Here is a 24,029-nt window from a genome sequence, read left to right on the forward strand (position 1 = left end):
CCGATGCGGATCGGTCTGCTCACCCAGTGGTTCGACCCGGAGCCGGGCGCCGCCGCGCTCCCCGGGATGCTCGCCCGGGCCCTCGCCCGCCGAGGGCACGAGGTCCAGGTCCTCACCGGCTTCCCCAACTACCCGACCGGCGAGTTGGCGCCCGGCTACCGGGTGACCCGCCGACTCGACGAGGTCGACGGCACGACCCGGATCCGCCGGGTGGCCCTCTATCCCAGCCATGACCGATCCGCGCTGCGACGGATGGCGAACTACGGCTCCTTCGCCGCCTCCGCGCTGCTCTCCGGCACGCCGGCGCTGCGCGGCCTGGACGCCCTCTGGGTCGGCAACTCACCGATCAGCGTCGCCCTGCCGATGTGGTTCACCCGGTACGTGCAGCGGGTGCCGGTGCTCCTGCACGTCCTGGACCTGTGGCCCGACAGCGCGGTGGCCAGCGGCTTCATCGGCACCGACCGGGTCTCGCGGATGATCGAGCGGGGAATGGCCAGCTGGTGCGGTGGGATGTACCGCAGCGCCGGCCGGGTCGCGTACGTCTCGCCCGGCGCCGCCGACCTGCTCGCCAGCCGAGGCGTGCCCCGGGAGAAGCTCGTCCACATTCCGGTGTGGGCCGACGAGACACCGCGTACCGGCGTCGCGGACCTACGCGCCGAGCTCGGGCTCCGTGAGGACCAGGTGGTGCTGGTGTACGCCGGCACGCTCGGCGAGGCGCAGGGGCTCGACTCGCTCATCGACGCCTGCGTCCGGATCCGCGACCCGCGGCTGGTCTGCCTGATCGCCGGCTCCGGCACCACGGAGGAGCGGCTACGCCGCCGGGCCGAGGAGGCGAACGCGACACACGTGCGTTTCCTCGGGCGGGTGCCCCGGGAGCGGATGCCCGCCCTCATGGCCACCGGCGACGCGCACTACGTGAGCCTGCGACCGGGCGGCATGTCCGCGTACACGATGCCGAGCAAGGTGCAGGCCACCCTCGCCGCCGGTCGGGCCCTGCTGGTCGCCGCGGAGGGGGACGCCGCCGCTGTCGCGCGGGACAGCGGTGCGGGTATCACCGCCCGACCGGGTGACCCCGACTCCATCGCCGACGCCCTGCGGGAACTCTGCGACCTGGGCCGGGAGAAGCTTGAGCTGCTCGGCCAGGCCGGACAGGCGCACTACGACCGGGTCTTCTCCGTCGCCGCCGGTGCCGAGCGGGTCGAGCGGGCGCTTTGCGAGGCGGTGGAGAGCCACCGGCGGCGCTGACCCCGGTGCAGCACGTTCCAGAGCGTGGGCAGCTCGTCCAGACTGGTGGCGCGTAGCCAGCGCCCGAGCGGGGTGAGTCGATCGCGATCTTCGACCAGGCCGAGGTTCACGTTGCGAACTCGGCCTCGTGCAGTTCCTGGCCTCGACGGAGCGAGCTGTAGAGTCGCGACGGCCGGTCGGCGAGGGAAGAACGGCCGGACCTGCGAGGGGATGGCGCGTGCTGCACCTGAGGGTGATCGCCCCGGAAAGCAGGTCGACGGAGGTCGTCGACCTGCTTTCCGCAGAGGCGGGGGTAACTCACCTCGCCGTGCTGCCTGGTGCCGCCCGGCAACCGCAGGGGGATCTCATCCTCTGCGACGTGGTGCGGGAGAGCGCCGACCGCGTGCTGCGGGGGTTGCGGCGGATCGGCGTGGACACCAGCGGCGGCATCGCGGCCGAGGACGTCGAGTTGACCATTTCCGCGGCGGCCGACCGGGCGGCGGACCGGGCACCGGGCAGTGGCGCGGACGCTGTGGTCTGGGACGAGATCGCCGCGAAGACCGGCGAGCAGACGGAACTGTCCGGCACGTACCTCGTGCTTATCGTGGTGGCTACCATGATCGCCGGCATCGGCGTGCTGCTGGACCAGCCGATCCTCATCGTCGGGGCGATGGTGGTCGGCCCGGAGTTCGGCCCTCTCGCCGCGCTGTGTGTGGCGCTGCTGCGCCGTCAACTCGGGGTGGTCGGCCGATCCGTGCAGGCTCTCGCGGTCGGCTTCCTGGCGGCCATGGTGGCGACCGTGCTGAGCACCTGGGCGCTGACCGCCGTCGGTCTGGTCAGTCGGGAGATGCTGCTGGCCGACCGTCCGCTCACCGATTTCATCTGGCGGCCGGACGCGCTGTCCTGGGTGGTCGGTCTACTCGCCGGTGTCGCCGGCATGCTCTCGCTGACGTCGAAGAAGTCCGGCAGCCTGGTCGGCGTGCTCATCTCGGTCACCACGGTTCCGGCGGCGGCGAACGTGGCGGTAGCGGCCGCCTACGGAGTGTGGGACGAAGCGGGCGGCTCGGCGCTCCAACTGGTGATCAACCTGAGCGCGATCGTCCTTGCCGGCCTGCTCACCCTCGTGGTGCAGCAGGCCTGGTGGTGGAACCTGGCCCGGCGGGCCCGTCGTCCAGCAGCCGGGTGAGCAGCGTCCGCAGCGGGATCGACTCACCGTCGCGGCCACCGGCCCCGACCACCAACGGCGCCGGGCTCGGCTCCGGGTCAGCGCCGAACAGCCGGGCCCGCAGACCGCCCGGCACGGTCAGCAGGTGGAACCGACCGGCCACGTCCACCGCCCGGGTCTCGGCCCGGTCGACGTACCAGCCGGTCAGCCTGGTCCGGTAGCGCCCACGCCCGTCGTACCCCCGGGCGACCAGCCGGGTGGTGCGCAGCCCGCGCCGGGCCGCCTCGGCCACGAACCAGGCCACCAGCTTCGCTGCCTCGGCCTGCTCGGCGGCCCGCCGCCGCGCGTCCGCGTCGGCGTGCGCCCGCACCGCCTGCCGCTGCTGATCCCGCCACTCCCGGGCGTCTCGCTGAGTCACGACGCCGACGGTACGCGAGCCGACTCGGTCGAGCACGGCGCGCAGCGTCTGCCGGGCGATGCCGACCATCACCGTGTTGGTCTCGACGTAGTACGGCAGCGCGTTGATCGCCTGCTCCAGGGCCCCGCCGCGCCCCCGCTGCCAGGTCGAGTCGTCCACGCCCAACGCCCGCCGGTACGTCTCCCGGGAACCCGCGGCGAGCATGTTCCACGCCGACATCAGGTCCACCGCGGGGTCGCCCCCGCCGCCCGAGCCCGCCGCCCGAGCCCGCCGCCCGAGCCCGCCGCCCGCGCCCCGCGCCCCGCGCCCGCGGCCCGCCGCCCGCGCCCGCCGCCCGCCGCCCGCGCCGATCTTGCGTTTTCGGTCGTCGATACGCATGGAATGACCGCTCATGTCGGCACAGTAAGTGCAAGATCGACGGAGCAGATCACCTCGGCTTCGTCGATCATGGAGTTGTGGTGCCTGGGTTGGCGCTGTGCGGGTGATTTGTCACCCACCACAACTCCATGATCGACGGGACGGCGCGGGGTTGACGTGCTGAGGGTCAGGCCAGTCCGGCGCGGCGCAGGGCCTCCGCCATCGCGTCATTGGCCGGCGCCGGTGCGCCCTGCCGCTGCCCGCCGCGACCTCCCTGCTGCCCGCCGCCGCGACCGCCCTGTCCGCCACGACCGCCCTGTCCGCCACGACCGCCCTGTGAGCCGCCACGACCGCCCTGTCCGCCACGACCGTCCTGTGAGCCGCCACGACCGCCCTGCCCGCCGCGACCGCCCTGTGAGCCGCGACCGTCCTGCTGTCCGGTGCCGCGACCACCCTGCGGGCCGGCGGATGCGCCCTGCCCACCGCGGCCACCCTGCGGCGCGCGCTGCGCCGGGCCCCCACGCCCCTCCTGGCCCGCCCGACCACCACCACCGCCACCACCGGCGGCGGGTTCGTCGTCCAGGCGCAGGGTCAGCGAGATCCGCTTGCGGGGTACGTCCACGTCGAGCACCCGGACCTTGACCACGTCGCCGGACTTCACCACCTCGCGGGGGTCCTTCACGAAGGTCCGGGACATCGCCGAGACGTGCACCAGACCGTCCTGGTGAACTCCGACGTCGACGAACGCGCCGAACGCGGCCACGTTGGTGACCACGCCCTCCAGCACCATCCCCGTCGTCAGGTCGCTGATCTTCTCCACCCCCTCGACGAAGGTGGCGGTGCGGAACTCCGGGCGGGGATCCCGGCCCGGCTTCTCCAACTCGGCGAGGATGTCGGTGACGGTGGGGAGGCCGAACCGGTCGTCGACGAAGTCGGTGGCCCGCAGCCCGCGCAGGATGCCGCTCTTGCCGATCACCGAGCGCAGGTCCTGGCCGGTGGTGGAGAGGATGCGGCGCACCACCGGGTACGCCTCGGGGTGCACGCTGGAGGAGTCCAACGGGTCGTCGCCACCGGGGATGCGCAGGAAGCCGGCGCACTGTTCGAACGCCTTCGGCCCGAGCCGGGCCACCTTCTTCAACTCGGTACGCGTACGGAACGGCCCGTTGGCGTCCCGGTGCAGCACGATGTTCTCGGCCAGCCCGGCGCCGATCCCGGAGACCCGGGTCAGCAGCGGCGCGGAGGCGGTGTTGACGTCCACCCCGACCGCGTTCACGCAGTCCTCCACTACCGCGTCCAGCGACCGGGACAGCTTCACCTCGGACAGGTCGTGCTGGTACTGGCCGACGCCGATCGAGCGCGGGTCGATCTTGACCAGCTCCGCGAGAGGGTCCTGGAGGCGGCGGGCGATGGAGACCGCGCCGCGCAGCGACACGTCCATCCCGGGCAGCTCCTGGGAGGCGTACGCGGAGGCGGAGTAGACCGACGCGCCGGCCTCGGAGACCATCACCTTGGTCAGGTTGAGCTGCGGGTGCCGGGCGATCAGATCACCGGCGAGCTTGTCGGTCTCGCGGGAGGCCGTGCCGTTGCCGATCGCGATCAGCTCCACCCCGTGCGCCCCGGCCAGCCGGGCGAGGGTCTCCACCGACGCGTCCCACTGCCGGCGCGGCTCGTGCGGATAGATCGTGTCGGTGGCGACCACCTTGCCGGTGGCATCCACGACGGCCACCTTCACGCCGGTCCGTAGGCCCGGGTCCAGGCCCATCGTGGGCCGGGTGCCGGCCGGCGCGGCGAGCAGCAGGTCCCGTAGGTTGGTGGCGAAGACCCGGACGGCCTCCTCCTCGGCCGCCTGCCACAGCCGCATCCGCAGGTCCGCGCCGAGGTGGATGAGGATCCGGGTACGCCACGCCCAGCGGACCGTGTCGGTCAGCCAACGGTCGGCCGGGCGGCCCGCGTCGGACACCCCGAACCGGCCGGCGATGGCCGCCTCGTACCGGGTCGGGCCGGCCGGTACGGCGTCCGCCTCGCCCGCCTCCTCCGACTCCATGGTCAGGTCGAGCACGCCCTCCTTCTCGCCCCGGAACATCGCCAGGATCCGGTGCGAGGGCAGCTTCGGGTACGGCTCGGAGAAGTCGAAGTAGTCGGCGAACTTGGCGCCGGCCGTCTCCTGACCCTCGCGTACCCGGGAGACCAGCCGGCCCCGCGACCACATCTGCTCGCGCAGCGTGCCGATCAGGTCGGCGTCCTCCGCGAAGGTCTCGATCAGGATGGCCCGGGCGCCCTCCAGCGCGGCGGCGGCGTCGGCGACGCCCTTGTCCGCGTCGACGAACCCGGCGGCCGTGGCCTTCGGGTCCTGACCCGGGTCGGCCAGCAGCGTCTCGGCCAACGGGGCCAACCCGGCCTCGCGGGCGATCTGCGCCCGGGTCCGCCGCTTCGGCTTGTACGGGAGGTAGATGTCCTCCAGCCGGGACTTCGAGTCGGCGGCCATGATCTGCGCTTCCAGGGCCTCGTCGAGCTTGCCCTGGGTGCGGATCGACTCCAGCACCGCGGCCCGCCGCTCGTCCAGCTCGCGCAGGTAGCGCAGCCGCTCCTCCAGGGTGCGCAGCTGGGTGTCGTCGAGCAGGCCGGTGGCCTCCTTGCGGTAGCGGGCGATGAACGGCACTGTCGAGCCGCCGTCGAGCAGCTCCACGGCCGCCCGCACCTGACGCTCGGCCACGCCGAGCTCGTCGGCGATCCGCTGATGAACAGACTGGGTCACGATCTCGATCCGCCTTCGGGAGTGGGTACCGGTTGCATTCTGCCGGGCGGCCCCGGTCGCTGTCGCCGCGCCCGGCCGGGGCGGCAGACCGAACCGCATCGCCCGGCCGGGGTGACCGGCGGCGGTCCCGTCGGGCCTGCGCTAGCGTTGCGATCATGGAATCTGCTGCGGAGCCGCGCGCCCGGCGGCTCTTCGGCGGCAGCGCCCGGGCCCTCGGCGACCTCACGGCCAACCCGTTCCGTGCCGACCGGGACCGGATCGTCGGCTCGCCGTTCTTCGCCCGCCTCGGTGGTGTCACCCAGGTGATCAGCCCGGTCGGCTCCGGGCTGCTGGTGCACAACCGGCTCACCCACAGCCTCAAGGTCGCCCAGGTGGCGCGGGCGGTCGCCGAGCGGTTGGGCGCCGACGAACGGTGGCGTGACCTGCTGGACAAGCTCGGCGGCTGCGACCCCGACGTGGTGGAGGCGGCGGCGCTCGCCCACGACCTCGGCCACCCACCGTTCGGGCACCTGGGGGAGCGGGTGCTGGACCGGCTGGCCCGCCAGCGCCTCGGCCTCTCCGACGGTTTCGAGGGCAACGCGCAGTCGTACCGCATCGTCACCAGCACCGAGATCCGTGGCGCGGCCACCACCGGGTTGGACCTGACCGCGGCGGTCCGCGCGGCGATGCTGAAGTACCCGTGGACCCGGCTGGACCACCCCGACCCGCACCCGCGCACGATGGACCCGCCGCCGCGCGGCGCCACCCCGCCGCCGGACGACCCGGAGAGCGGGTCGTCGAAGTTCGGCGCGTACCGGACCGAGCTGGACGACCTGCGGCAGGCCCGAGCCCCGTTCGCCGGCCGCATCCCGGACTGGCAGCAGACCGTCGAGGCGTCCGTGATGGACACCGCCGACGACATCGCGTACGCCATCCACGACGTGGAGGACTTCTACCGGGTCGGGGTGCTCCAGCAGGGTTCGGTCTCCGCGGAGTTGATGGCCTGGCAGCGCGAGAGTGGGCAGCTGCGGGCGATCACCGACGCGGCGCTGGCCACGGCCGCCCGGCGACCCGGGGCGGCGATCGAGCGGCTACGCCGGCAGCTGCACCGCAAGGACGCCTGGATCGCCGACGACGACGCGTTCGCGGCCGCCGTCGAGCACGTCCGCGAGGAGTTGGTGGACGGGCTGCTCGCGATGCCGTTCGACGGCTCGATCGAGGCCGAGCAGTACGTGGCCCGGTTCTCCGCGCGCTGGTCAACCCGCTTCGTCGAGGCGATCATGGTCACCGAACAGCCGTCGGTGCGCTCCGGGCACGTGCTGCTGGGCTGCGCCCAGTGGCACGAGGTACAGGTGCTCAAGTTCGTCCACCACCGGTTCGTGCTGGCCCGCCCGGATCTCGCCCTGCACCAGCGCGGCCAGGCCCGGCTGCTGGGCACCCTGGTCGAGGCGCTGTGGGAGTGGCTGCTCGACCCGGAGGAGGAGTCCCGGCTGCCCCGCCGGTTGCACGACCTGGTCGAGCTGGCCGAGGCGGAGCTGCACCCGCGTACCCCGGACCGGATCGGTCGCGCCCGGGGCCGGGCCATCGTCGACTTCGTCGCGCAGCTCACCGATGGTCAGGCGGTGGCCATGCTCGACGCGCTCTCCGGCCGGTCCGGCGCGCTCTGGACCGACGCGTTCGTGCTCTGACGACCCGACGGCCGCCTCAGGCGATGCCTGCGACGGCCCGCCTCAGGCGATGTCTGCCGCGGATTCCCCCAGGGGACGGCCTGCTGTGGCCTGCCTCAGGCGACGGCCTGCCACCACCCGTCGACGGCGGGCGGCTCGTCGACGACGACCCGCTCACCGGGACGGGGCACGGCGAGGCGCACGTCGCGGGCCTTCGCCTCGGCCCACAGCCGGTCGACGGGCTCGGACCAGTCGTGCAGGGCCAGGTTGAACGTCGCCCAGTGCACCGGCACGAACAGCCCGCCGCGCAGGTCGAGGTGGGCGCTGACCGCCTCCTCCGGGAACATGTGGATCGTCGGCCAGGCCCGGTCGTACGCGCCGATCTGCATCAGCGTCACGTCGAACGGCCCGTGCTCGGCGCCGATCTCGGCGTACCCGTCGAAGTAACCGGAGTCGCCGGTGTAGAAGACCTTGCGGCGCGCCCCGGCCACCACCCACGAGCTCCACAGGGTGCCGTCGCGGCGCAGCCCGCGTCCGGAGAAGTGCTGGGCGGCGGTGGCGGTGATCTCCAGGCCGGCCACCCGGTGCGACTCGGACCAGTCCAGCTCGATGATCCGTTCGGCGGGTACGCCCCAGCGGTCCAGGTGCGCGCCCACTCCGAGCGGCACCAGGAACGGCGCGGACTGCCCGGCGAGCAGCGCCCGCACCGTGGCCATGTCGAGGTGGTCGTAGTGGTCGTGCGAGATCAGGATGGCGTCCAGCGGGGGAAGCTCGTCGATGCCCACCGGCGGCTCGTGCAGCCGGCGTGGGCCGACCAGACCCGAGGGGGAGCACCGCTCGCTCCAGACCGGGTCGAGCAGCACCCGCCGGCCCTCGATCTCGATCAGCGTCGAGGCGTGGCCGTACCAGACGATGTTGAGCTCGTCGGCGGCCTCCGGCCCTTCGGCGCTGGGGCGCAGCAGCGGGACGGCCGCGGTCGGACGCCGCTTCTGCTTGCCGAAGATCAGCTCGCGGACCAGGTTGCGCCCCGGCTCGGCGACCATCGTGCGGGTGCCGGCCCGGTTGTGGAAGGTGCCCTCGCGGAACTGCGGCGAGCGGGCCGCCCGTTCGGCCCGTGCCCCGCTGAGCCGGCCACCCAGGGCCGCCGGCACATCCCGGGCGACCCAGGCCAGGCCGGCCAGCGCGGCCAGGCCGGCGGCGCCTCGCATCCGCCGCCCGAGCGACCGTTCGACGTCCGTGTTCTGCGCTCGTGCCATTGCCGTCCCTCCGACGTGTCCGCCCTACACGGTAGTCACCCGGACCGACCCGTGCCTCGGTGGTCGCCACGCCGGGTCGGCCACCGGCAGCGGCGACCGACCCGGGACGAGGTTCAGAGCGTGCTCAGCCGCCGTTGCTGGGGCGCCGGGCGGTGATCCGGAACGTCTTGCCCACGCCCGCGATCCGGTCCACCGCCGCCAGGAACTTCGGGCCCATGGCGGCGCGGGCCTGCACCGCCGGGTGGGTCGCGCCGAAGTCCTCCGGGTTGGCCTGCCCGTCGGCGAAGAGGGCGTAGGTGAGCACCGCCGCGCCGGAGCGGTCGAAGATCACACCGGCCTCGTGCCGGGCGTCGGCGTACCAGCCGCCCTTGGTGGCGATCCGGGCCCGCTCGTCGGAGGACATGGTGCGCCGGATGCCGTCGGTGAACGCCACCGGGGAACGCAGGAGACCCAACAGGTACGTCGTGGAGGCGGGGGAGAGCAGCGTGCCGGCGACCAGGGCGCGCAGCAGGTCGTGCGTTTCTCGGGGGGTGCTGGTGCCGAGGAAGAACCGGTTCGGGTTGGCCACCGGCTGGACCTGGGTGTTCGGGAAGCCCTTGGCGACCAGGATGGAGTTGATCTCGGCGGCCGGGGCGACCAGCCCGCACAGCCGCACCGCCGTGTCGTCCGAGACGGTCAGCAGGTTGGCCAGCACGTGCCCGATGGTGACCAGGCTCGGGTACGCGCCGTCCAGGCTGAAGATGCCGTCGCCGCCCGGCACGACGATTGTCGAGCTCACCTCGACCTGCTGGTCCAGGGTGAGCAGGCCCCGGTCGACCTTGTCGAGCACCGCCGTGGCGACGGCGATCTTGTTGACGCTGTACGCCTCGATCCGCCGGTCCGCGTCAGTCTCGACCGCTACCACCGGCGCACCGGCCGGGTCGGCGACGCTGACGTACGCCTGCCAGTTGCCGCCGGCCTCGGCGCTGTGCTTGGCGAAGACGGAGGCGACCCGACGGGCGGCCCGAGCGGGGGTGGTCGGCGACGCCTCGGTGGTCTCGGCTGCGCTCGCCGGGGCGGCGGCGCCCAGCACGGTGCCGGCGGTGGCCACAGTGCCCAGTCCGAGTGCCGTTCTGCGGTTCAGTCGCATGGTGAATCGTCTCCCCGATCGTGGTGTGCCTGAGCGCTTGCTGGCCCACCACCCTAGGCGAGTTGATCGATGCACGTTGCCCCCGAATTTGTCCCGAACAGTCCCGAACAGGTCAGCCGAACCGTCGGCGCAGCGCGGCGCCCACCGCGCCCACCGGCCCGGACACGAGTTGCCGCAGGTCGGGCAGGTGACCACCGCGTACCGCCTCGCCGGCCGGGTTCGCGGTGAAGACCGAGCCGTCGTGCGGGGCGACCGACCGTCCACTCAGGCCGGCCGCGCGCATCAACGGACCGACGAGGACGTCGTAGACCCCCGGCAGTACGGTGAAACCGGCCCGCAGCACCACGTTGAGCCTGCCCACCGACACCTCCCGGCGGGGTCGGTCCACACAGTGCACGATGGCCCGGGCCACCCGCTGCGGCCCGGCCACCGGTGGCGGAGGTCGCCCGATGCGGCCCAGGTAGTTGGCCGCCTGCTGGTACACCGGTGTGTCCACACTGCCCGGGTTGACCAGGCACAGCCGGATCTCCGGGCTGTCGCGCAACTCCTGCTGCACCGTCCGGGCCAGACCCTGCAACCCCCACTTGCTCGCCACGTACGCGCTCATGTACGGCGCGGTGATGTGCCCGAGCACCGAACCGGTGAGGATCACCGTGCCGGCCCCGACGGCCCGGAAGTGCCGCAGCGCCACCCGCACCGAGCCGGCAGCGCCGAGCAGGTCGGTCCGTACCACCTGGTCGAAGACCCGTTGTGGCAACTCGTCGAAGCGACCGTAGGCCATCACCGCCGCCGTGTGCACCCACACGTCGACACGGCCGAAGCGGTCGATCGCGGCCTCCGCGAGCGCGTCCAGCGCGTCCGGCTCGGTCACGTCGGTCGGCACGGTCAGCACGTCGACGTCGGCGCACTCAGCGCGTACCTCGGCCAGGGTCGTGGTGGCGCGGGCGGCGAGGACCAGGCGGTCGCCGCGCTCGGCGAACGCCCGGGCCGTCGCCCGGCCTATGCCGCTGGTCGCGCCAACGATCACGACCACCCGGCTCACGGCACTCTCGCACTCATGGTTCGAGCACGACCTTGATGCAGCCGTCCTCCTTCTTCTGGAACATCTCGTACGCCTGCGGCGCCCGGGCCAGCGGCATCCGGTGGGTACGCAGGTCCTCCACGCCCAGTGGGTCGTCGTCGCCGGAGAGCAGCGGCAGGATCTCGTCGGTCCACCGGCGCACGTGACACTGCCCCATCCGCAGCTGGACACCCCGGTCGAACATCTCCATCAGCGGCATCGGGTCCGCCTCGCCGCCGTACACCCCGGAGACCGACACGGTGCCGCCGCGGCGAACCCCCTTGAGCGCGGCGTGCAGGACGGACAGCCGGTCCACGCCGGCCCGGTCGGTCATCGTCTGGGCCAGCTTGTCCGGCAGCAGGCCGACGGCGGTGTGGGCAAGCTTGCCCACCGGCGACCCGTGCGCCTCCATCCCGACCGCGTCGATCACGGCGTCCGGGCCCCGGCCGTCGACCAGGTCGATCAACGCGCCCGGCACGTCGGACAGTTGGCTCACGTCGATCACCTCGATGCCGTGCCGGCGGGCCAGCTCCAGCCGCTCCGGCACGAGGTCCAGCCCGATCACCCGGCCCGCGCCGAGGTGACGGCCGATCCGCGCGCAGAACTGCCCGACCGGACCCAGACCGAAGACGGCCAGGGTGCCGCCCGGCGGGGTGTCGGCGTACTTCACCGCCTGCCAGGCGGTGGGCAGGATGTCGGACAGGTAGAGGTAGCGCTCGTCGGCGCCGGTCTCCGGGATCTTGATCGGCCCGAAGTGGGCCTGCGGGACACGCAGGTACTCGGCCTGCCCGCCCGGCACCGAACCGTAGAGCGAGGTGTAGCCGAACAGGGACGCGCCCTTGCCCTCGCTGGTGACCTGGGTCGTCTCGCACTGCGCGTAGAGCTGGCGCGAGCACATCCAGCAACTGCCGCAGGCGATGTTGAACGGCACCACCACCCGATCGCCCGGCTTGAGCCCGGTCACCTCCGACCCGACCTCCTCGACGATGCCCATCGGCTCGTGGCCCAGGACGTCACCCGGCTTCAGGTACGGCCCGAGCACCTCGTACAGGTGCAGGTCGGAACCGCAGATCGCGGTCGAGGTGATCTTCACGATCGCGTCGGTCGGTTCCTCGATCCGGGGGTCCGGGACCTCCTCGACCCGTACGTCCCGCTTGCCCTGCCAGGTGAGCGCCTTCATGTCCCTCATCCCCTTCACGCTGCCGTCTCGAAAGACTGCTACCCGCGCTCGGGCACTTGAACCGGCTGCCTGTCCCCGGCGGGCTTTGTCGGTGGCGGGGTTGATCCACTCGGGTTCCTTGAAGTCGCGGCATCCGAGGCCCGCCAACAGGCCGATTTTCTGAAACCCGAGTGGATCCTCCCGGAGCCGCGAGAAAGCAAGACCGCCGTACCCCCGAGGAAAGCGGGGTACGGCGGTCTGGTGTCGTGCGGCGGACCCTCAGGAGCCGGGGGTGTTGTTCGCTCCCTTGGCGGTGGCCGCGAGGTAGTCGCGGTTGAGCCGGCCGATGGTGTTCAGCGGGATGCCCTTCGGGCAGGCCGGGGTGCATTCGCCGGCGTTGGTGCAGCCGCCGAAGCCGGCCTCGTCGTGCGCGTCGACCATGCCGATCACCCGGGTGTAGCGCTCGGGCTGGCCCTGCGGCAGCAGGGAGAGCTGGGTGAGCTTGGCGGCGGTGAAGAGCATGCCGGAGCCGTTCGGGCAGGCTGCCACGCAGGCGCCGCAGCCGATGCAGGCCGCCGACTCGAAGGCGGCGTCGGCGTTGGCCTTGGCGACCGGGGTGGAGTGGGCCTCGGGCGCGCTGCCGGTCGGCGCGGTGACGTAGCCACCAGCCGCGATGATCGTGTCGAAGGCACTCCGGTTGACGACCAGGTCCTTGACCACCGGGAAGGCGCTGGCCCGCCACGGCTCGATGTCGATCGTCTCGCCGTCCTTGAACTGCCGCATGTGCAGCTGGCACGCGGTGGTGCCGCGCTGCGGCCCGTGCGCGTCGCCGTTGATCATCAGGCCGCACATGCCGCAGATGCCCTCGCGGCAGTCGTGGTCGAATGCCACCGGGTCATCGCCCGCGAGGATCAGCCGCTCGTTGAGCACGTCGAGCATCTCCAGGAACGACATGTCCGGGGACACGTCGTCGACCGGGTAGGTCACCATCCGACCCTTGTCCTCAGGGCCCTTCTGGCGCCAGATGCGCAGGGTCAGGTTCACTTGTAGCTCCGCTGCGTGGGGTGGACGTATTCGAACTTGAGGTCTTCCTTGTGCAGCACCGAGGGCTCGCCGTCGGCGGTGAACTCCCAGGCCGCCACGTACGCGAACCGGTCGTCGTCGCGCTGCGCCTCACCGTCGGGGGTCTGGTGCTCGGCCCGGAAGTGGCCGCCGCAGGACTCCTCGCGGTGCAGGGCGTCGATGCACATCAGCTCAGCCAGCTCGAAGAAGTCGGCCACCCGGCCGGCCTTCTCCAGCGACTGGTTGAGTTCCTCGCCGGTGCCGGACACCTTGACCCGCTGCCAGAACTGCTCGCGCAGGGCACGGATCTCGTCGATCGCCTTGCGCAGCCCGGCCTCGCTGCGCTCCATGCCGCAGTGTTCCCACATGATCTGGCCCAGCTCCCGGTGGAACGAGTCCACGGTCCGGTCGCCGTCGACAGCGAGTAGCCGCCGAATGCGGTCCTCGACGTCGGTGCGCGCCTCGATCGCCGCCGGGTGGGTGGCGTCGACAGTGTCCAGCCCGCCGGAGGCCAGGTAGTTGGCGATGGTGGTGGGCAGCACGAAGTAGCCGTCGGCGAGGCCCTGCATCAGCGCCGAGGCGCCGAGCCGGTTCGCGCCGTGGTCGGAGAAGTTCGCCTCGCCGATCACGAACAGGCCGGGGATGTTCGACTGGAGGTCGTAGTCGACCCACAGGCCGCCCATCGTGTAGTGCACGGCGGGGTAGATGCGCATCGGCACCTCGTACGGGTCCTCGCCGGTGATCCGCTCGTACATCTCGAAGAGGTTGCCGTACTTGGCCTCGATGGCCTTGCGGCCCAGCCGGCCGATCGCGTCGGCGAAGTCGAGGTAGACGCCGAGCTTGGTCGGCCCGACGCCCCGCCCCTCGTCGCACACGTTCTTCGCGGCGCGGGAGGCGATGTCGCGGGGGACCAGGTTTCCGAAGGAGGGGTAGATCCGCTCCAGGTAGTAGTCCCGCTCGTCCTCCGGAATGTCCTTCGGGCTGCGGTCGTCACCCTTGGTCTTCGGCACCCAGACCCGGCCGTCGTTGCGCAGCGACTCGCTCATCAGGGTCAGCTTCGACTGGTGGTCGCCGGAGACCGGGATGCAGGTCGGGTGGATCTGCGTGTAGCACGGGTTGGCGAAGTACGCGCCCTTGCGGTGCGCGCGCCAGGTGGCGGTGACGTTGCAGCCCTTGGCGTTCGTGGAGAGGTAGAAGACGTTGCCGTAGCCGCCGGAGCCGAGCACCACGGCGTCGGCCATCTCGGTGCTGATCTCGCCGGTGACCATGTCCCGGACGACGATGCCGCGGGCCTTGCCGTCGACGAGGACCAGCTCCAGCATCTCGTGCCGGGTGTTCATCTCGACGTTGCCCAGGCCGATCTGCCGTTCGAGGGCCTGGTACGCGCCGAGCAGCAACTGCTGGCCTGTCTGGCCCCGGGCGTAGAAGGTGCGCTGCACCTGGGCGCCACCGAAGGAGCGGGTGTCCAGCAGGCCGCCGTACTCGCGGGCGAACGGCACCCCCTGGGCGACGCACTGGTCGATGATGTTGACCGACACCTCGGCGAGCCGGTGCACGTTCGACTCCCGGGAGCGGAAGTCGCCGCCCTTGACGGTGTCGTAGAAGAGCCGGTGGACGGAGTCGCCGTCGTTGCGGTAGTTCTTCGCCGCGTTGATGCCGCCCTGTGCCGCGATGGAGTGCGCCCGGCGCGGGCTGTCCTGGTAGCAGTAGGACTTGACGTGGTAGCCCTGCTCGGCCAGGGTCGCGGCGGCGGAGCCGCCGGCCAGGCCGGTGCCGACCACGATCACCGTCATCTTGCGGCGGTTGGCGGGGTTGACCAGCTTGGCCTCGAAGCGCCGGGTCTCCCAACGCTTCTCGACCGGGCCGGTGGGAGCCTTGGTGTCGGCGATCGGGTCGCCCTCGGTGAAGAGTTCCATGTCAGGACACCAATCCGGTGAGTACGGCGAACGGGACCACCAGGTACCCGGCGCAGAGCAGCACGGCGAAGACCAGAGCCGCGGTACGCGCCCTGCGCTCACCGCGTGGCGTCTGCTGGCCGAGGCTGCGGAACGCGCTGAACGCGCCGTGGCGCAGGTGGAAGCCGACCGCGAGGATGGCGAGGGTGTAGAAGAGCGTGACGTACCAGCGCTCGGGCGCGAAGTCGGCGACGACGTTGCCGTACGGCTTGCTCTCGTTGCCGACCGGGTTCAGCGTGCCGGTGGTCAGGTCCAGCAGGTGGTAGATCACGAAGAGCAGGATGATCACTCCACCCCAGCGCATCGTGCGGGCCGCGTAACTGCCGTTGACCTTCTTGCGGTGGGCGTACTTGACCGGGCGGGCGGCGCGGGCGCGCCGGGCCAGCACGGTGGCGGCCACGATGTGGGCGACGACCGCCACGACCAGCACGGTGCGCAGGATCCACAGGAACCAGACGCCGGGCAGCAGTGGCTTGCCGATGTCGCGCAGCCAGTGCGCGTAGTGGTCGAACGAGGTCTCCCCCGTGAACACCTTCAGGTTGCCGAGCATGTGGGCGATGAGGAACAGCGCCAGCAGGATGCCCGTCACCGCCATGACGGCCTTGAGGCCGACGTTCGAGCGGATGGGCGACCGAGTTTTCGTCATTACCACGCAACCGACGCTAGGAGCACTTCGATCAGTCGTCCAATGCATCAAACTCGCAGTGTTGATAGCCGTAGGCTATGTAGATGCAGCTCCATCAGCTCCGGTACTTCGTCGCGGTGGCCGAAGTACGACATTTCACCCAAGCGGCCGACCTCGTAGGCATCACTCAGCCTTCTCTCAGTAAGCAAATTCACGCTCTGGAGGCCGACCTCGGGGCACCCCTGTTCGAGCGGGTAAGGGGCAACATCACCCTCACCGCAGCCGGCGAGGTGCTGCTGCCGTTGGCCACCCGGATCCTCGCCGACGTGGAGACCGCGACCCGGGAGGTCCAGGAGTTGGTCGGGCTGCGCCGGGGCCGGGTCCGGCTCGGGGCCACCCCCAGTCTGGCGACCTCGCTCGCCCCGCCGGTGCTGCGCCGCTTCCGCGACGCGCACCCCACCGTCGACCTCAAGGTCGAGGAGGGTGGCTCCCAGGACCTGGTCCGCGACCTGCTCCGCGGTGACCTCGACCTGGCCCTCATCATCATGCCGGCGCAGGGGGCCGACCCCGGGCTGCGGGTCGACCCGATCCTGCGCGAGAGCCTGGTGGTGGCCTCGGTGGGGGAGGTGGCGACCGCGTCGCTGACCGGGGAGCTGCGGATCACCGACCTGCGGGACCAGCCGATGGTGATGTTCCGGGAGGGGTACGACCTGCGCGACGCGACCATCCAGGCGTGTCGGGAGGCGGGCTTCGAGCCCACCTTCGCGGTGGACGGCGGCGAGATGGACGCGGTGCTCAGCTTCGTCGAGGCGGGACTCGGCATCGCTCTCGTCCCCGGCATCGTGTTGGCCCGCCGACCGGGCGTGCGGATCACCCCGCTCGCCCCGCCCGGGGTGCGGAGGACCATCGCGGTGGCCCGTCGGCGCGACGTCGTACCCACCCACGCCGGTCGGGAGCTTCGGCGCATCCTGCTCGACTACATCCAGTCGGCGATCAACCTCGGCGAACTGCCCCCCGGCGTCGAGCCACTGACCTGAGCCGCCGGGGACCGCCGCCGCGAGGAAGCCGGACGGGGCCGCCGCCGCGACCAGGTCGGCGGCGGCCCTGCGGTCCGGCTCAGCGGCCCTCGGCGTCGTCCATCGCCCGGTAGATCCGCTGCTCGGAGACGGGGTACGGGGTGCCCAGCGCCTGAGCGAAGACGTTCACCCGCAACTCCTCGATCATCCACCGGATCTGCCGGACGGCCGACTCCTGGCGGCGGGCCGGTGACAGGTTGGCGAGCAGGTCGGCGTACTCCTTCTGCACCACAGCGATCCGGTCCTGCTGCTGGCGGTCCCGCTGCGGGTTGCCGCCCAGCCGCTCCAGCCGACGCTCGATGGCGGTGAGGTAGCGCAGCAGGTCGGGCAGGCGCGCGTACCCGGTCTCGGTGATGAAACCGGCGTGCACCAGCCCGGCGAGCTGGTTGCGGATGTCGGCCAGCGCCGCCACCACGGCGAGGTTGCGGGTCGCGCCGAGCCGCTGCTCGACGGCGTACGCGGCGGCGAGGACCTTGCGGACCCGGTCCATCACCTCGACCACTGTGTCGACCAGGTCGGCGCGGACCTTCTCGCGCAGGGCCGCGAAACCGTCGGCGTCCCACGCCGGCCCACCGGCCACACCGATCAGCCGGTCGATGGCGGCGCCCGCCGCGTCCTCGATCAACTCCTGCACGCCGCCGTGCGGGTTGCGGCTCAACGCCAGCTTGGCCTCGTTGTCCAGCCGCCCCTGCAGGAACCGCGCCGGGGACGGCACGGTGAGCCGCAGCAGCCGGCGGGTGCCGGCCCAGTGCGCCGCCTCCGCCTCGGCGGGGGAGTCGAACACCCTCACCCCGACCGTGGCGCCCTCGTCGACCAGCGCCGGGTACGCGGTGACCGCGTAACCCGCGCGGACCTGCTCGATGGTCCGGGGCAGTGTGCCGATGCTCCACTCGCGCAGCCCGGTGCGGGCCACCTCCGGCGCGGCGGCCGCCACCACCTGGCGTACCTCCTGGCGAAGTTGGCGTTGCAGGGCCGGCAGGTCCTTGCCCTCGGCGACCGGCTTCTCGTCGTCGCCGAGGACCCGGAACGTCACCCGCAGGTGCGCCGGGAGCTTGCCCGGCTCCCACGCGTCGCGGGGCACTGTCACTCCGGTCATCCGGCGCAGTTGCCGGGTGAGCGCGTCCAGCAGCGACTCCTCGCCGGGAGTGATCGCCGCCAGGGCCGCCCGTGCGTAGTCCGGCACCGGGACGAAGTTGCGGCGGATCGCCTTGGGCAGCGACCGCATCAGCGCGATCACCGTCTCCTCGCGCAGCCCCGGCACCTGCCAGTCGAAGGTCTCCGCCGGCACCTGGTTGAGCAGCGGCAGCGGGATGTCCACTGTGACGCCGTCGTCCGGCGTGCCGGGCTCGAACCGGTAGGTCAGTGGCAGGCTCACCCCGTCGGCCTGCCACTCGTCCGGGTAGTCGTCCTCGTCCACCCCCGGTCGGCCGTCGTTGATCAGCAGGTCGCGGGTGAAGGTGAGCAGGTCGGGTTGCTCGCGGCGGGTCTTCTTCCACCAGCTGTCGAAGTGCCGGCCGGAGGACACGTCGGCCGGGATCCGCTGGTCGTAGAAGCCGAAGATGGTCTCGTCGTCGACCAGGATGTCCCGGCGTCGGGCCCGGCTCTCCAACTCCTCGATCTCGGCGAGCAGCCGCTTGTTGTCCGCCCAGAACTGGTGGTGGGTCTGCCAGTCGCCCTCGACGAGGGCGTGCCTGATGAACAGTTCCCGGCTCAGCGTCGGGTCGATCCGCCCAAAGTTGACAGTGCGGGAGCTGACCAGCGGGACGCCGTACAGGGTGACCTTCTCGTAGGCCATCACCGCGGCCTGCTTCTTCTCCCAGTGCGGTTCGCTGTAGCTGCGCTTGACCAGGTGTTGCGCCAGCGGCTCGACCCACTCCGGCTCGACCCGGCCGGCGATGCGCCCCCACAGCCGGGAGGTTTCCACCAACTCCGCGGCCATCACCCAGCGCGGCGGCTTCTTGAACAACGCCGACCCGGGGAAGATCCCGAACTTCGCGCCTCGCGCCCCCAGGTACTCGTGTTTCTGGGCGTCCTTCAGGCCGATGTGCGACAACAGGCCGGGCAGCAGCGACTGGTGCACCTTCGGGGTGTCGATCTCCTCCGGCAGGTCCGCGCCGCCCCGGCGGCCCCGGCCGGCGTCCGCGTCGTCCGAGCTGTCGCGCGCCGGCCGCCCACCACGCCGGTCGCCGTCGGACGGGGTACGCAGCACCTGGCGCAGTTGGCTGACGATGTCCTGCCACTCGCGGATGCGCAGGTAGTTCAGGTACTCCGCCTTGCACATCCGGCGGAAGGCGCTGGAGGACAGCTCCCGCTGCTGCTCACGCAGGTAGCGCCACAGGTTGAGGTACGCGACGAAGTCCGACTCCTTGTCGGCGAACCGGGCGTGCGCCTGGTCCGCCTGGGCCTGCTTCTCCGCCGGCCGCTCCCGCGGGTCCTGGATGGAGAGCGCCGCGGCGATCACCAGCACCTCGGTGGCGCAGCCGTTGCGTTCGCCCTCGACCACCATCCGGGCCAGGCGCGGGTCGACAGGCAACTGGGCCAGCCGCCGGCCGAGCGCGGTGAGCCGCTTCTCCGGGTCGGCCTCGGTCGGGTTCAACGCGCCCAGCTCGTGCAGCAGGTTGACGCCGTCGGTGATGTTGCGCTTGTCCGGTGGGTCGATGAACGGGAACGCGGCGAGGTCGCCGAGCCCGATCGCGGTCATCTGGAGGATGACCGACGCCAGATTGGTCCGCAGGATCTCCGGGTCGGTGAACTCGGGCCGGGAGAGGAAGTCCTGCTCGTCGTAGAGGCGGATGCAGATGCCGTCCGAGGTACGGCCGCACCGGCCCTTGCGCTGGTTGGCCGACGCCTGGGAGACCGGCTCGATCGGCAGCCGCTGCACCTTGAGCCGACTGGAGTAGCGGGAGATGCGGGCGGTGCCCGGGTCCACCACGTACTTGATGCCGGGCACTGTCAGCGAGGTCTCCGCGACGTTGGTGGCGAGCACCACCCGGCGTGAGGAGTGCGCGGCGAAGACCCGGTGCTGCTCGGCGCTGGACAGCCGCGCGTACAACGGCAGGATCTCGGTGCCGAGGAGCGAGCGCTTCGTCTGCACCAGCTTGCCCAGCGCGTCGGCGGTGTCCCGGATCTCCCGCTCACCGCTGAGGAAGACCAGGATGTCGCCGGGGCCCTCGGCGGCCAACTCCTCGACGGCATCGCCGATCGCCTGAATCTGGTCGCGGACGGTCTCCTCGTCGCCGTCGCCGTCCTCCTCGCCCTCGGCGAGCTCGACGAGGGGCCGGTAGCGCACCTCCACCGGGTAGGTACGCCCCGAGACCTCGACCACCGGGGCGGGCACGCCGTCGGGCTCGTCGGCAGTGGGTGGCCCGGCGAAGTGCCGGGCGAACCGGTCGGTCTCGATGGTCGCCGAGGTGATGATCACCTTGAGGTCGGGTCGTCGGGGCAACAGCTCCCGCAGGTACCCGAGGATGAAGTCGATGTTGAGGCTGCGCTCGTGTGCCTCGTCGATGATCAGCGTGTCGTACTGGCGCAGCATCCGGTCGGTCTGCAACTCGGCCAGCAGGATGCCGTCTGTCATCAGCTTCACCAGGCTGCGCTCGCTGACCTGGTCGGTGAAGCGCACCTTGTAGCCGACCACGTCACCCAACTCGGTGCCCAGCTCGTCGGCGATCCGGTCGGCCACCGTCCGGGCGGCCAACCGCCGGGGCTGGGTGTGCCCGATCAGGCCGTGCACCCCGCGCCCCAACTCCAGGCAGATCTTCGGAATCTGGGTGGTCTTGCCGGAGCCGGTCTCGCCCGCCACGATCACCACCTGGTGATCGCGGATCGCAGCGGCGATGTCGTCCTTGCGCTCACTGACCGGCAGACCCACCGGGTACGTGATCACGGGCACCGCCGCCTGCCGGGCGGCGAGCCGCTGCTCGGCCCGGACCAGGTCGGCGGTGATCTCGGTCAGCGCCGCCTCCCGACGCTGCGGGTCGCGCAGCTTGCGGGCACCGTCCAGTCGCCGCTGGAGCCGGCGCTGGTCGCGGAACATCAGAGGTGTGAGGCGGCGGTGCAGCTCGCGAACGGGGTCGGACGCGACGGAGGCGGTTGGATTCTGCATGTCGTGCCCAAGGATAGGCAGCCCGGCGGCGCAGCGCCCGTGGGTTACCGAGCGGCCGGCTCTCCGACGGCCACCTCCGGTCCCTTGACGGTCACGAGCGGGCCCTAGAGTTGGCGGCCGACGTCGAGCGCTGGGGGAGCCGGATGGAGATGCGCGACACCGACCGCGCGTTGGTGCAGGCCGCCACTGCGGTCTCCAAGCTGCGCTGCCGCAGCCCGCACCACACTGTCGCGTCGGCGGCCCGGACCGCGGACGGGCGGGTCTTCACCGGCGTGAACGTGCAGCACGCCACCGGAGGGGTCTGCGCCGAACTCGTCGTGATCGGCACGGCCGCCACGCAGGGCGTCACCGCGCTGGAGACGATGGTCACTGTCGCCGACCGTGGCCGCGAGGTCGTCGCGCCCTGTGACCGGTGTCGGCAGGTGCTGCGGGACCACTTCCCGGACCTGCGGGTGGTCGTCGGCCCGCTGGACGCCCCGCGGGTGGTCCCGATCGGGGAGTTGCCCGCGGAGGCCGGCAGCGGCTCGGCCGGCTGACCGGGCCCGGGTCAGTCCCCGGAGGCCGCCTCCAGCATCGACTGCGGCACCGGCACGCTCTCGAACCGCAGGGTGCCCTCCGGAAGCAGCCACGACGTGACCCGCGCGACCAGGCGACCGGCCCGCACGGCGGGGTCGTTGGCGAACAGCGCGCGTGCCTCGTCCGGGGCGATGGACAGCACCACGAAGCCCCGCAGCTGTTCGTCGTCGGGATGCAGGAACGGCCCGGCCGCGAGGACGAGGCCCTGCTGCACGAGGCCCGCCTGGTGGGCCAGGTGGGCGTCCCGCAACCTGTCGATCGCGTCCTGCGGCAGCTCCGGCGGATCCGACGGTCGGGTCAGCAGGACGACCGTGTGCTGGTCGAATCGCATGTCCACACCCTATGACGTGAATGTCCCTCTTATGGGTGTCATCTGCCATCTGTCCGCCCTGTGGTCGTCCGCGAATCTCATTCTCATATCGAGGTTCGAAGCGACTGGGAGGTGCGGCATGGTCACCAGACGTCGGCTGCTCGCGGCCGGTGCCACCGGCGGCGCGGCGGCGCTGATCCCAGCGGGCTGGGCGGCCTCGGGCCGGGCCCTCGCCGCGGTCGCGCCGCTGGACGTCCGGGACATCCCGAAGTACGTCACGCCGCTGCGGATCCCCCCGGCCATGCCGACGGTGGTCACCGATCCGGAGCGCGACACGTACGAGATCGCGGTGCGACAGTTCCGCCAGCAGATCCTGCCGCCGTCCTGGCCGCGCACCACGGTGTGGGGTTACGGCTCCACCGCCCACCCCGGCAGCTTCGGCTACCCGGCGCCCACCATCATGGCGCGGGTCGGCCGCCCGGTACGGGTGACCTGGGTCAACCAACTCGTCGACGACCGGGGCGACTACCTGCCGCACCTGCTGCCGGTGGACCCCACCCTGCACTGGGCGAACCCGGCCGGTGGCATCGAGCACCGGGACCACCACGGGCAGTGGGACGGCAGCCCGCGGGGCTATCGCGGCCCGGTGCCCCAGGTGGTGCATCTGCACGGCGGGCACAGCACGCAGGAGAGCGACGGACACTCCGAGGCGTGGTACCTGCCGGTGGCCCGTGACCTGCCGCCCGACTTCGCCGTGTCCGGCAGCGCGTACCGGGAGTTCCGGTCCCGGTTCGCCGAGCGGTCCGGCCTGCGCTGGGCGCCGGGCTCGGCCACCTTCGAGTACGCGAACGACCAGCGGTCGTGCACCCTCTGGTACCACGATCACGCGCTCGGGCTCACCCGGGAGAACGTCTACGCCGGGCCGGCCGGGTTCTACCTGCTCGGTGGTGGGGACGAGTTGCCGGAGGGAGTGCTGCCCGGCCCGGCGCCGACCCGCGACGATGCGCCGAACGCCTCCTACCACGACATTCCGCTGATGATCCAGGACCGCAGCTTCACCGCCGACGGTGAGCTGCGCTATCCGTCGAGGTACTCCGGCGGCGGCGACGGGCCACCGACCTGGGTGCCCGGGTTCTCCGGCTCCACGATCGTCGTCAACGGCCGCACCTGGCCCTCGTTGACGGTCCAGCGTCGGCGCTACCGTTTCCGGCTGCTCAACGGCTGCAACAGCCGGTTCCTGCTGCTCAGCGTTGCCGCCCACGCCACGGCGCGGCCGGCCCGGCCGGTGTTGCCGGTCTGGCAGATCGGCAGCGACGGCGGTCTCCTGCCCGAGCCGGTGCCGCACGAGCGGGTGATCCTCGGCCCGGCCCAGCGTGTCGACGCGATCGTCGACTTCACCGACGTGCCGGCCGGCACCGAGCTGTACCTGGTCAACGAGGGGCCGGACGGGATGTACGGCGGCGGTCGGCCCGGGGTGGACTTCGACCCCGCCGACCCGCACACCACCGGGCAGGTGCTGCGCTTCGTGGTCACCGAGGCGGCCGGCGCGGATTCGAGCGTGCCACCGGAGCAGTTACGGCTGCCGTCACACCCGCGCCTCGGCCAGGCCCAGCGGGTACGCCGACTGTCGCTCAACGAGCGGATGTCCGGCGGGTCGATGATCATGCTGCTCGGCGTCCTCGACGAGCGCGGCCGAGGGCTGCCGTTGCGCTGGAGCGACCCGGTGACCGAGCAGCCGTCGCTCGGCGACACCGAGGTGTGGGAGGTGCGCAACTTCACCCGGCACGTGCACCCGGTCCACCTGCACCAGGTCCAGTTCGAGCTGCTCGGCCGGGGACACTCGGGGCGGTCGCTGCCGGGCCCGGGGGACCGGGGGTGGTTGGACACGGTGCTCGCGTACCCGTGGGAGGTGACCCGCATCAAGGCGCGCTTCGACCTGCCGGGTCGCTTCGCCTGGCACTGCCACCTGCTGGAGCACGAGGACAACGAGATGATGCGGCCACTCAACGTCCTGCCGCGCGGCGGCGCGGCGACCGGGGACGGCGGCTCGCCTGACGTGCCGGAGTCGCCACGGGGCGTGCCGGAGGTGCCGGTTACGGCATCGACCGACGCCGGTTAGGCGCGTTTTCGCAGGTCGGCTAAGGTTAGGCG

At 71.9% G+C, this 24,029-nt stretch carries 18 protein-coding genes; 6 read left to right on the forward strand and 12 right to left on the reverse strand.

The features are described from left to right. The first annotated feature begins 3 nt into the window (after nucleotides 1-3). Nucleotides 4-1,245, forward strand: coding sequence for a glycosyltransferase family 4 protein (locus ACFYPG_RS19185; protein WP_355007155.1), 1,242 nt, complete (start codon nucleotides 4-6; stop codon nucleotides 1,243-1,245). On the opposite strand, the gene ACFYPG_RS19190 is transcribed toward ACFYPG_RS19185, so the two are convergent. Then, nucleotides 1,158-1,355, reverse strand: a complete 198-nt coding sequence (locus tag ACFYPG_RS19190) for a sugar transferase (protein ID WP_387353160.1) — start codon at nucleotides 1,353-1,355, stop codon at nucleotides 1,158-1,160. The two genes, ACFYPG_RS19185 and ACFYPG_RS19190, sit on opposite strands and share 88 nt — an antisense overlap. A 107-nt stretch (nucleotides 1,356-1,462) precedes the next feature. On the opposite strand from ACFYPG_RS19190, the gene ACFYPG_RS19195 reads away from it, so the two are divergent. Then, a complete protein-coding gene (locus tag ACFYPG_RS19195) occupies nucleotides 1,463-2,410 on the forward strand; it encodes a DUF389 domain-containing protein (protein WP_387353162.1) in 948 nt (315 codons plus the stop codon). On the opposite strand, the gene ACFYPG_RS19200 is transcribed toward ACFYPG_RS19195, so the two are convergent. Together ACFYPG_RS19200 and ACFYPG_RS19205 are read right to left on the reverse strand one after the other, a co-directional pair. Then, on the reverse strand, nucleotides 2,340-2,876 hold the full coding sequence (locus tag ACFYPG_RS19200; protein WP_387353445.1) for a hypothetical protein: 537 nt from the start codon (nucleotides 2,874-2,876) through the stop codon (nucleotides 2,340-2,342). The genes ACFYPG_RS19195 and ACFYPG_RS19200 overlap by 71 nt on opposite strands. A gap of 475 nt (nucleotides 2,877-3,351) precedes the next feature. Then, nucleotides 3,352-5,919 (reverse strand): Tex family protein, encoded by a 2,568-nt coding sequence (locus ACFYPG_RS19205; protein WP_387353164.1) that lies wholly within the window; start codon nucleotides 5,917-5,919, stop codon nucleotides 3,352-3,354. Nucleotides 5,920-6,074: 155 nt separating this feature from the next. Here ACFYPG_RS19205 and ACFYPG_RS19210 point away from each other — a divergent pair, with 155 nt between their 5' ends. Further along, entirely contained in the window at nucleotides 6,075-7,586 is a 1,512-nt protein-coding gene (locus tag ACFYPG_RS19210; protein ID WP_387353165.1) for a deoxyguanosinetriphosphate triphosphohydrolase family protein, read from the forward strand. A gap of 95 nt (nucleotides 7,587-7,681) precedes the next feature. On the opposite strand, the gene ACFYPG_RS19215 is transcribed toward ACFYPG_RS19210, so the two are convergent. The 7 genes from ACFYPG_RS19215 to ACFYPG_RS19245 form a co-directional block, all read right to left on the reverse strand. Then, nucleotides 7,682-8,821, reverse strand: coding sequence for an MBL fold metallo-hydrolase (locus ACFYPG_RS19215; protein WP_387353167.1), 1,140 nt, complete (start codon nucleotides 8,819-8,821; stop codon nucleotides 7,682-7,684). 124 nt (nucleotides 8,822-8,945) lie between these two features. Beyond that, entirely contained in the window at nucleotides 8,946-9,950 is a 1,005-nt protein-coding gene (locus ACFYPG_RS19220; RefSeq protein WP_387353169.1) for a serine hydrolase, read from the reverse strand. A gap of 112 nt (nucleotides 9,951-10,062) precedes the next feature. Further along, entirely contained in the window at nucleotides 10,063-10,992 is a 930-nt protein-coding gene (locus ACFYPG_RS19225; RefSeq protein ID WP_387353171.1) for an SDR family NAD(P)-dependent oxidoreductase, read from the reverse strand. Nucleotides 10,993-11,005: 13 nt separating this feature from the next. Further along, nucleotides 11,006-12,190, reverse strand: a complete 1,185-nt coding sequence (locus tag ACFYPG_RS19230; RefSeq protein WP_387353447.1) for a zinc-dependent alcohol dehydrogenase — start codon at nucleotides 12,188-12,190, stop codon at nucleotides 11,006-11,008. A gap of 258 nt (nucleotides 12,191-12,448) precedes the next feature. After that, nucleotides 12,449-13,213, reverse strand: coding sequence for a succinate dehydrogenase/fumarate reductase iron-sulfur subunit (locus ACFYPG_RS19235; RefSeq protein ID WP_355007162.1), 765 nt, complete (start codon nucleotides 13,211-13,213; stop codon nucleotides 12,449-12,451). Further along, on the reverse strand, nucleotides 13,210-15,147 hold the full coding sequence (locus ACFYPG_RS19240; protein ID WP_355007163.1) for a fumarate reductase/succinate dehydrogenase flavoprotein subunit: 1,938 nt from the start codon (nucleotides 15,145-15,147) through the stop codon (nucleotides 13,210-13,212). Before ACFYPG_RS19240 ends, ACFYPG_RS19235 begins: the two co-directional genes overlap by 4 nt. Before the next feature lies 1 nt (nucleotide 15,148). After that, nucleotides 15,149-15,832 (reverse strand): succinate dehydrogenase cytochrome b subunit, encoded by a 684-nt coding sequence (locus ACFYPG_RS19245; protein WP_355007164.1) that lies wholly within the window; start codon nucleotides 15,830-15,832, stop codon nucleotides 15,149-15,151. Between the two features lie 83 nt (nucleotides 15,833-15,915). On the opposite strand from ACFYPG_RS19245, the gene ACFYPG_RS19250 reads away from it, so the two are divergent. Then, nucleotides 15,916-16,848, forward strand: a complete 933-nt coding sequence (locus tag ACFYPG_RS19250) for a LysR family transcriptional regulator (RefSeq protein WP_355007165.1) — start codon at nucleotides 15,916-15,918, stop codon at nucleotides 16,846-16,848. Nucleotides 16,849-16,927: 79 nt separating this feature from the next. Here the strand turns inward: ACFYPG_RS19250 and hrpA are convergent, their stop codons facing one another. Next, a complete protein-coding gene (gene hrpA / locus ACFYPG_RS19255; protein ID WP_387353174.1) occupies nucleotides 16,928-20,992 on the reverse strand; it encodes an ATP-dependent RNA helicase HrpA in 4,065 nt (1,354 codons plus the stop codon). Between the two features lie 143 nt (nucleotides 20,993-21,135). On the opposite strand from hrpA, the gene ACFYPG_RS19260 reads away from it, so the two are divergent. Continuing rightward, nucleotides 21,136-21,528: a cytidine deaminase family protein gene (locus ACFYPG_RS19260; RefSeq protein ID WP_387353176.1), complete on the forward strand. Its 393-nt coding sequence runs from the start codon at nucleotides 21,136-21,138 to the stop codon at nucleotides 21,526-21,528. Between the two features lie 11 nt (nucleotides 21,529-21,539). On the opposite strand, the gene ACFYPG_RS19265 is transcribed toward ACFYPG_RS19260, so the two are convergent. After that, nucleotides 21,540-21,899, reverse strand: a complete 360-nt coding sequence (locus ACFYPG_RS19265) for a YciI family protein (RefSeq protein WP_091402189.1) — start codon at nucleotides 21,897-21,899, stop codon at nucleotides 21,540-21,542. Nucleotides 21,900-22,017: 118 nt separating this feature from the next. On the opposite strand from ACFYPG_RS19265, the gene ACFYPG_RS19270 reads away from it, so the two are divergent. Further along, on the forward strand, nucleotides 22,018-23,997 hold the full coding sequence (locus ACFYPG_RS19270) for a multicopper oxidase family protein (RefSeq protein ID WP_387353178.1): 1,980 nt from the start codon (nucleotides 22,018-22,020) through the stop codon (nucleotides 23,995-23,997). Nucleotides 23,998-24,029 lie beyond the last annotated feature (32 nt).

The sequence above is a fragment of the Micromonospora sp. NPDC005553 genome (assembly GCF_042871765.1).
Taxonomy (GTDB): Bacteria; Actinomycetota; Actinomycetes; order Mycobacteriales; family Micromonosporaceae; genus Micromonospora.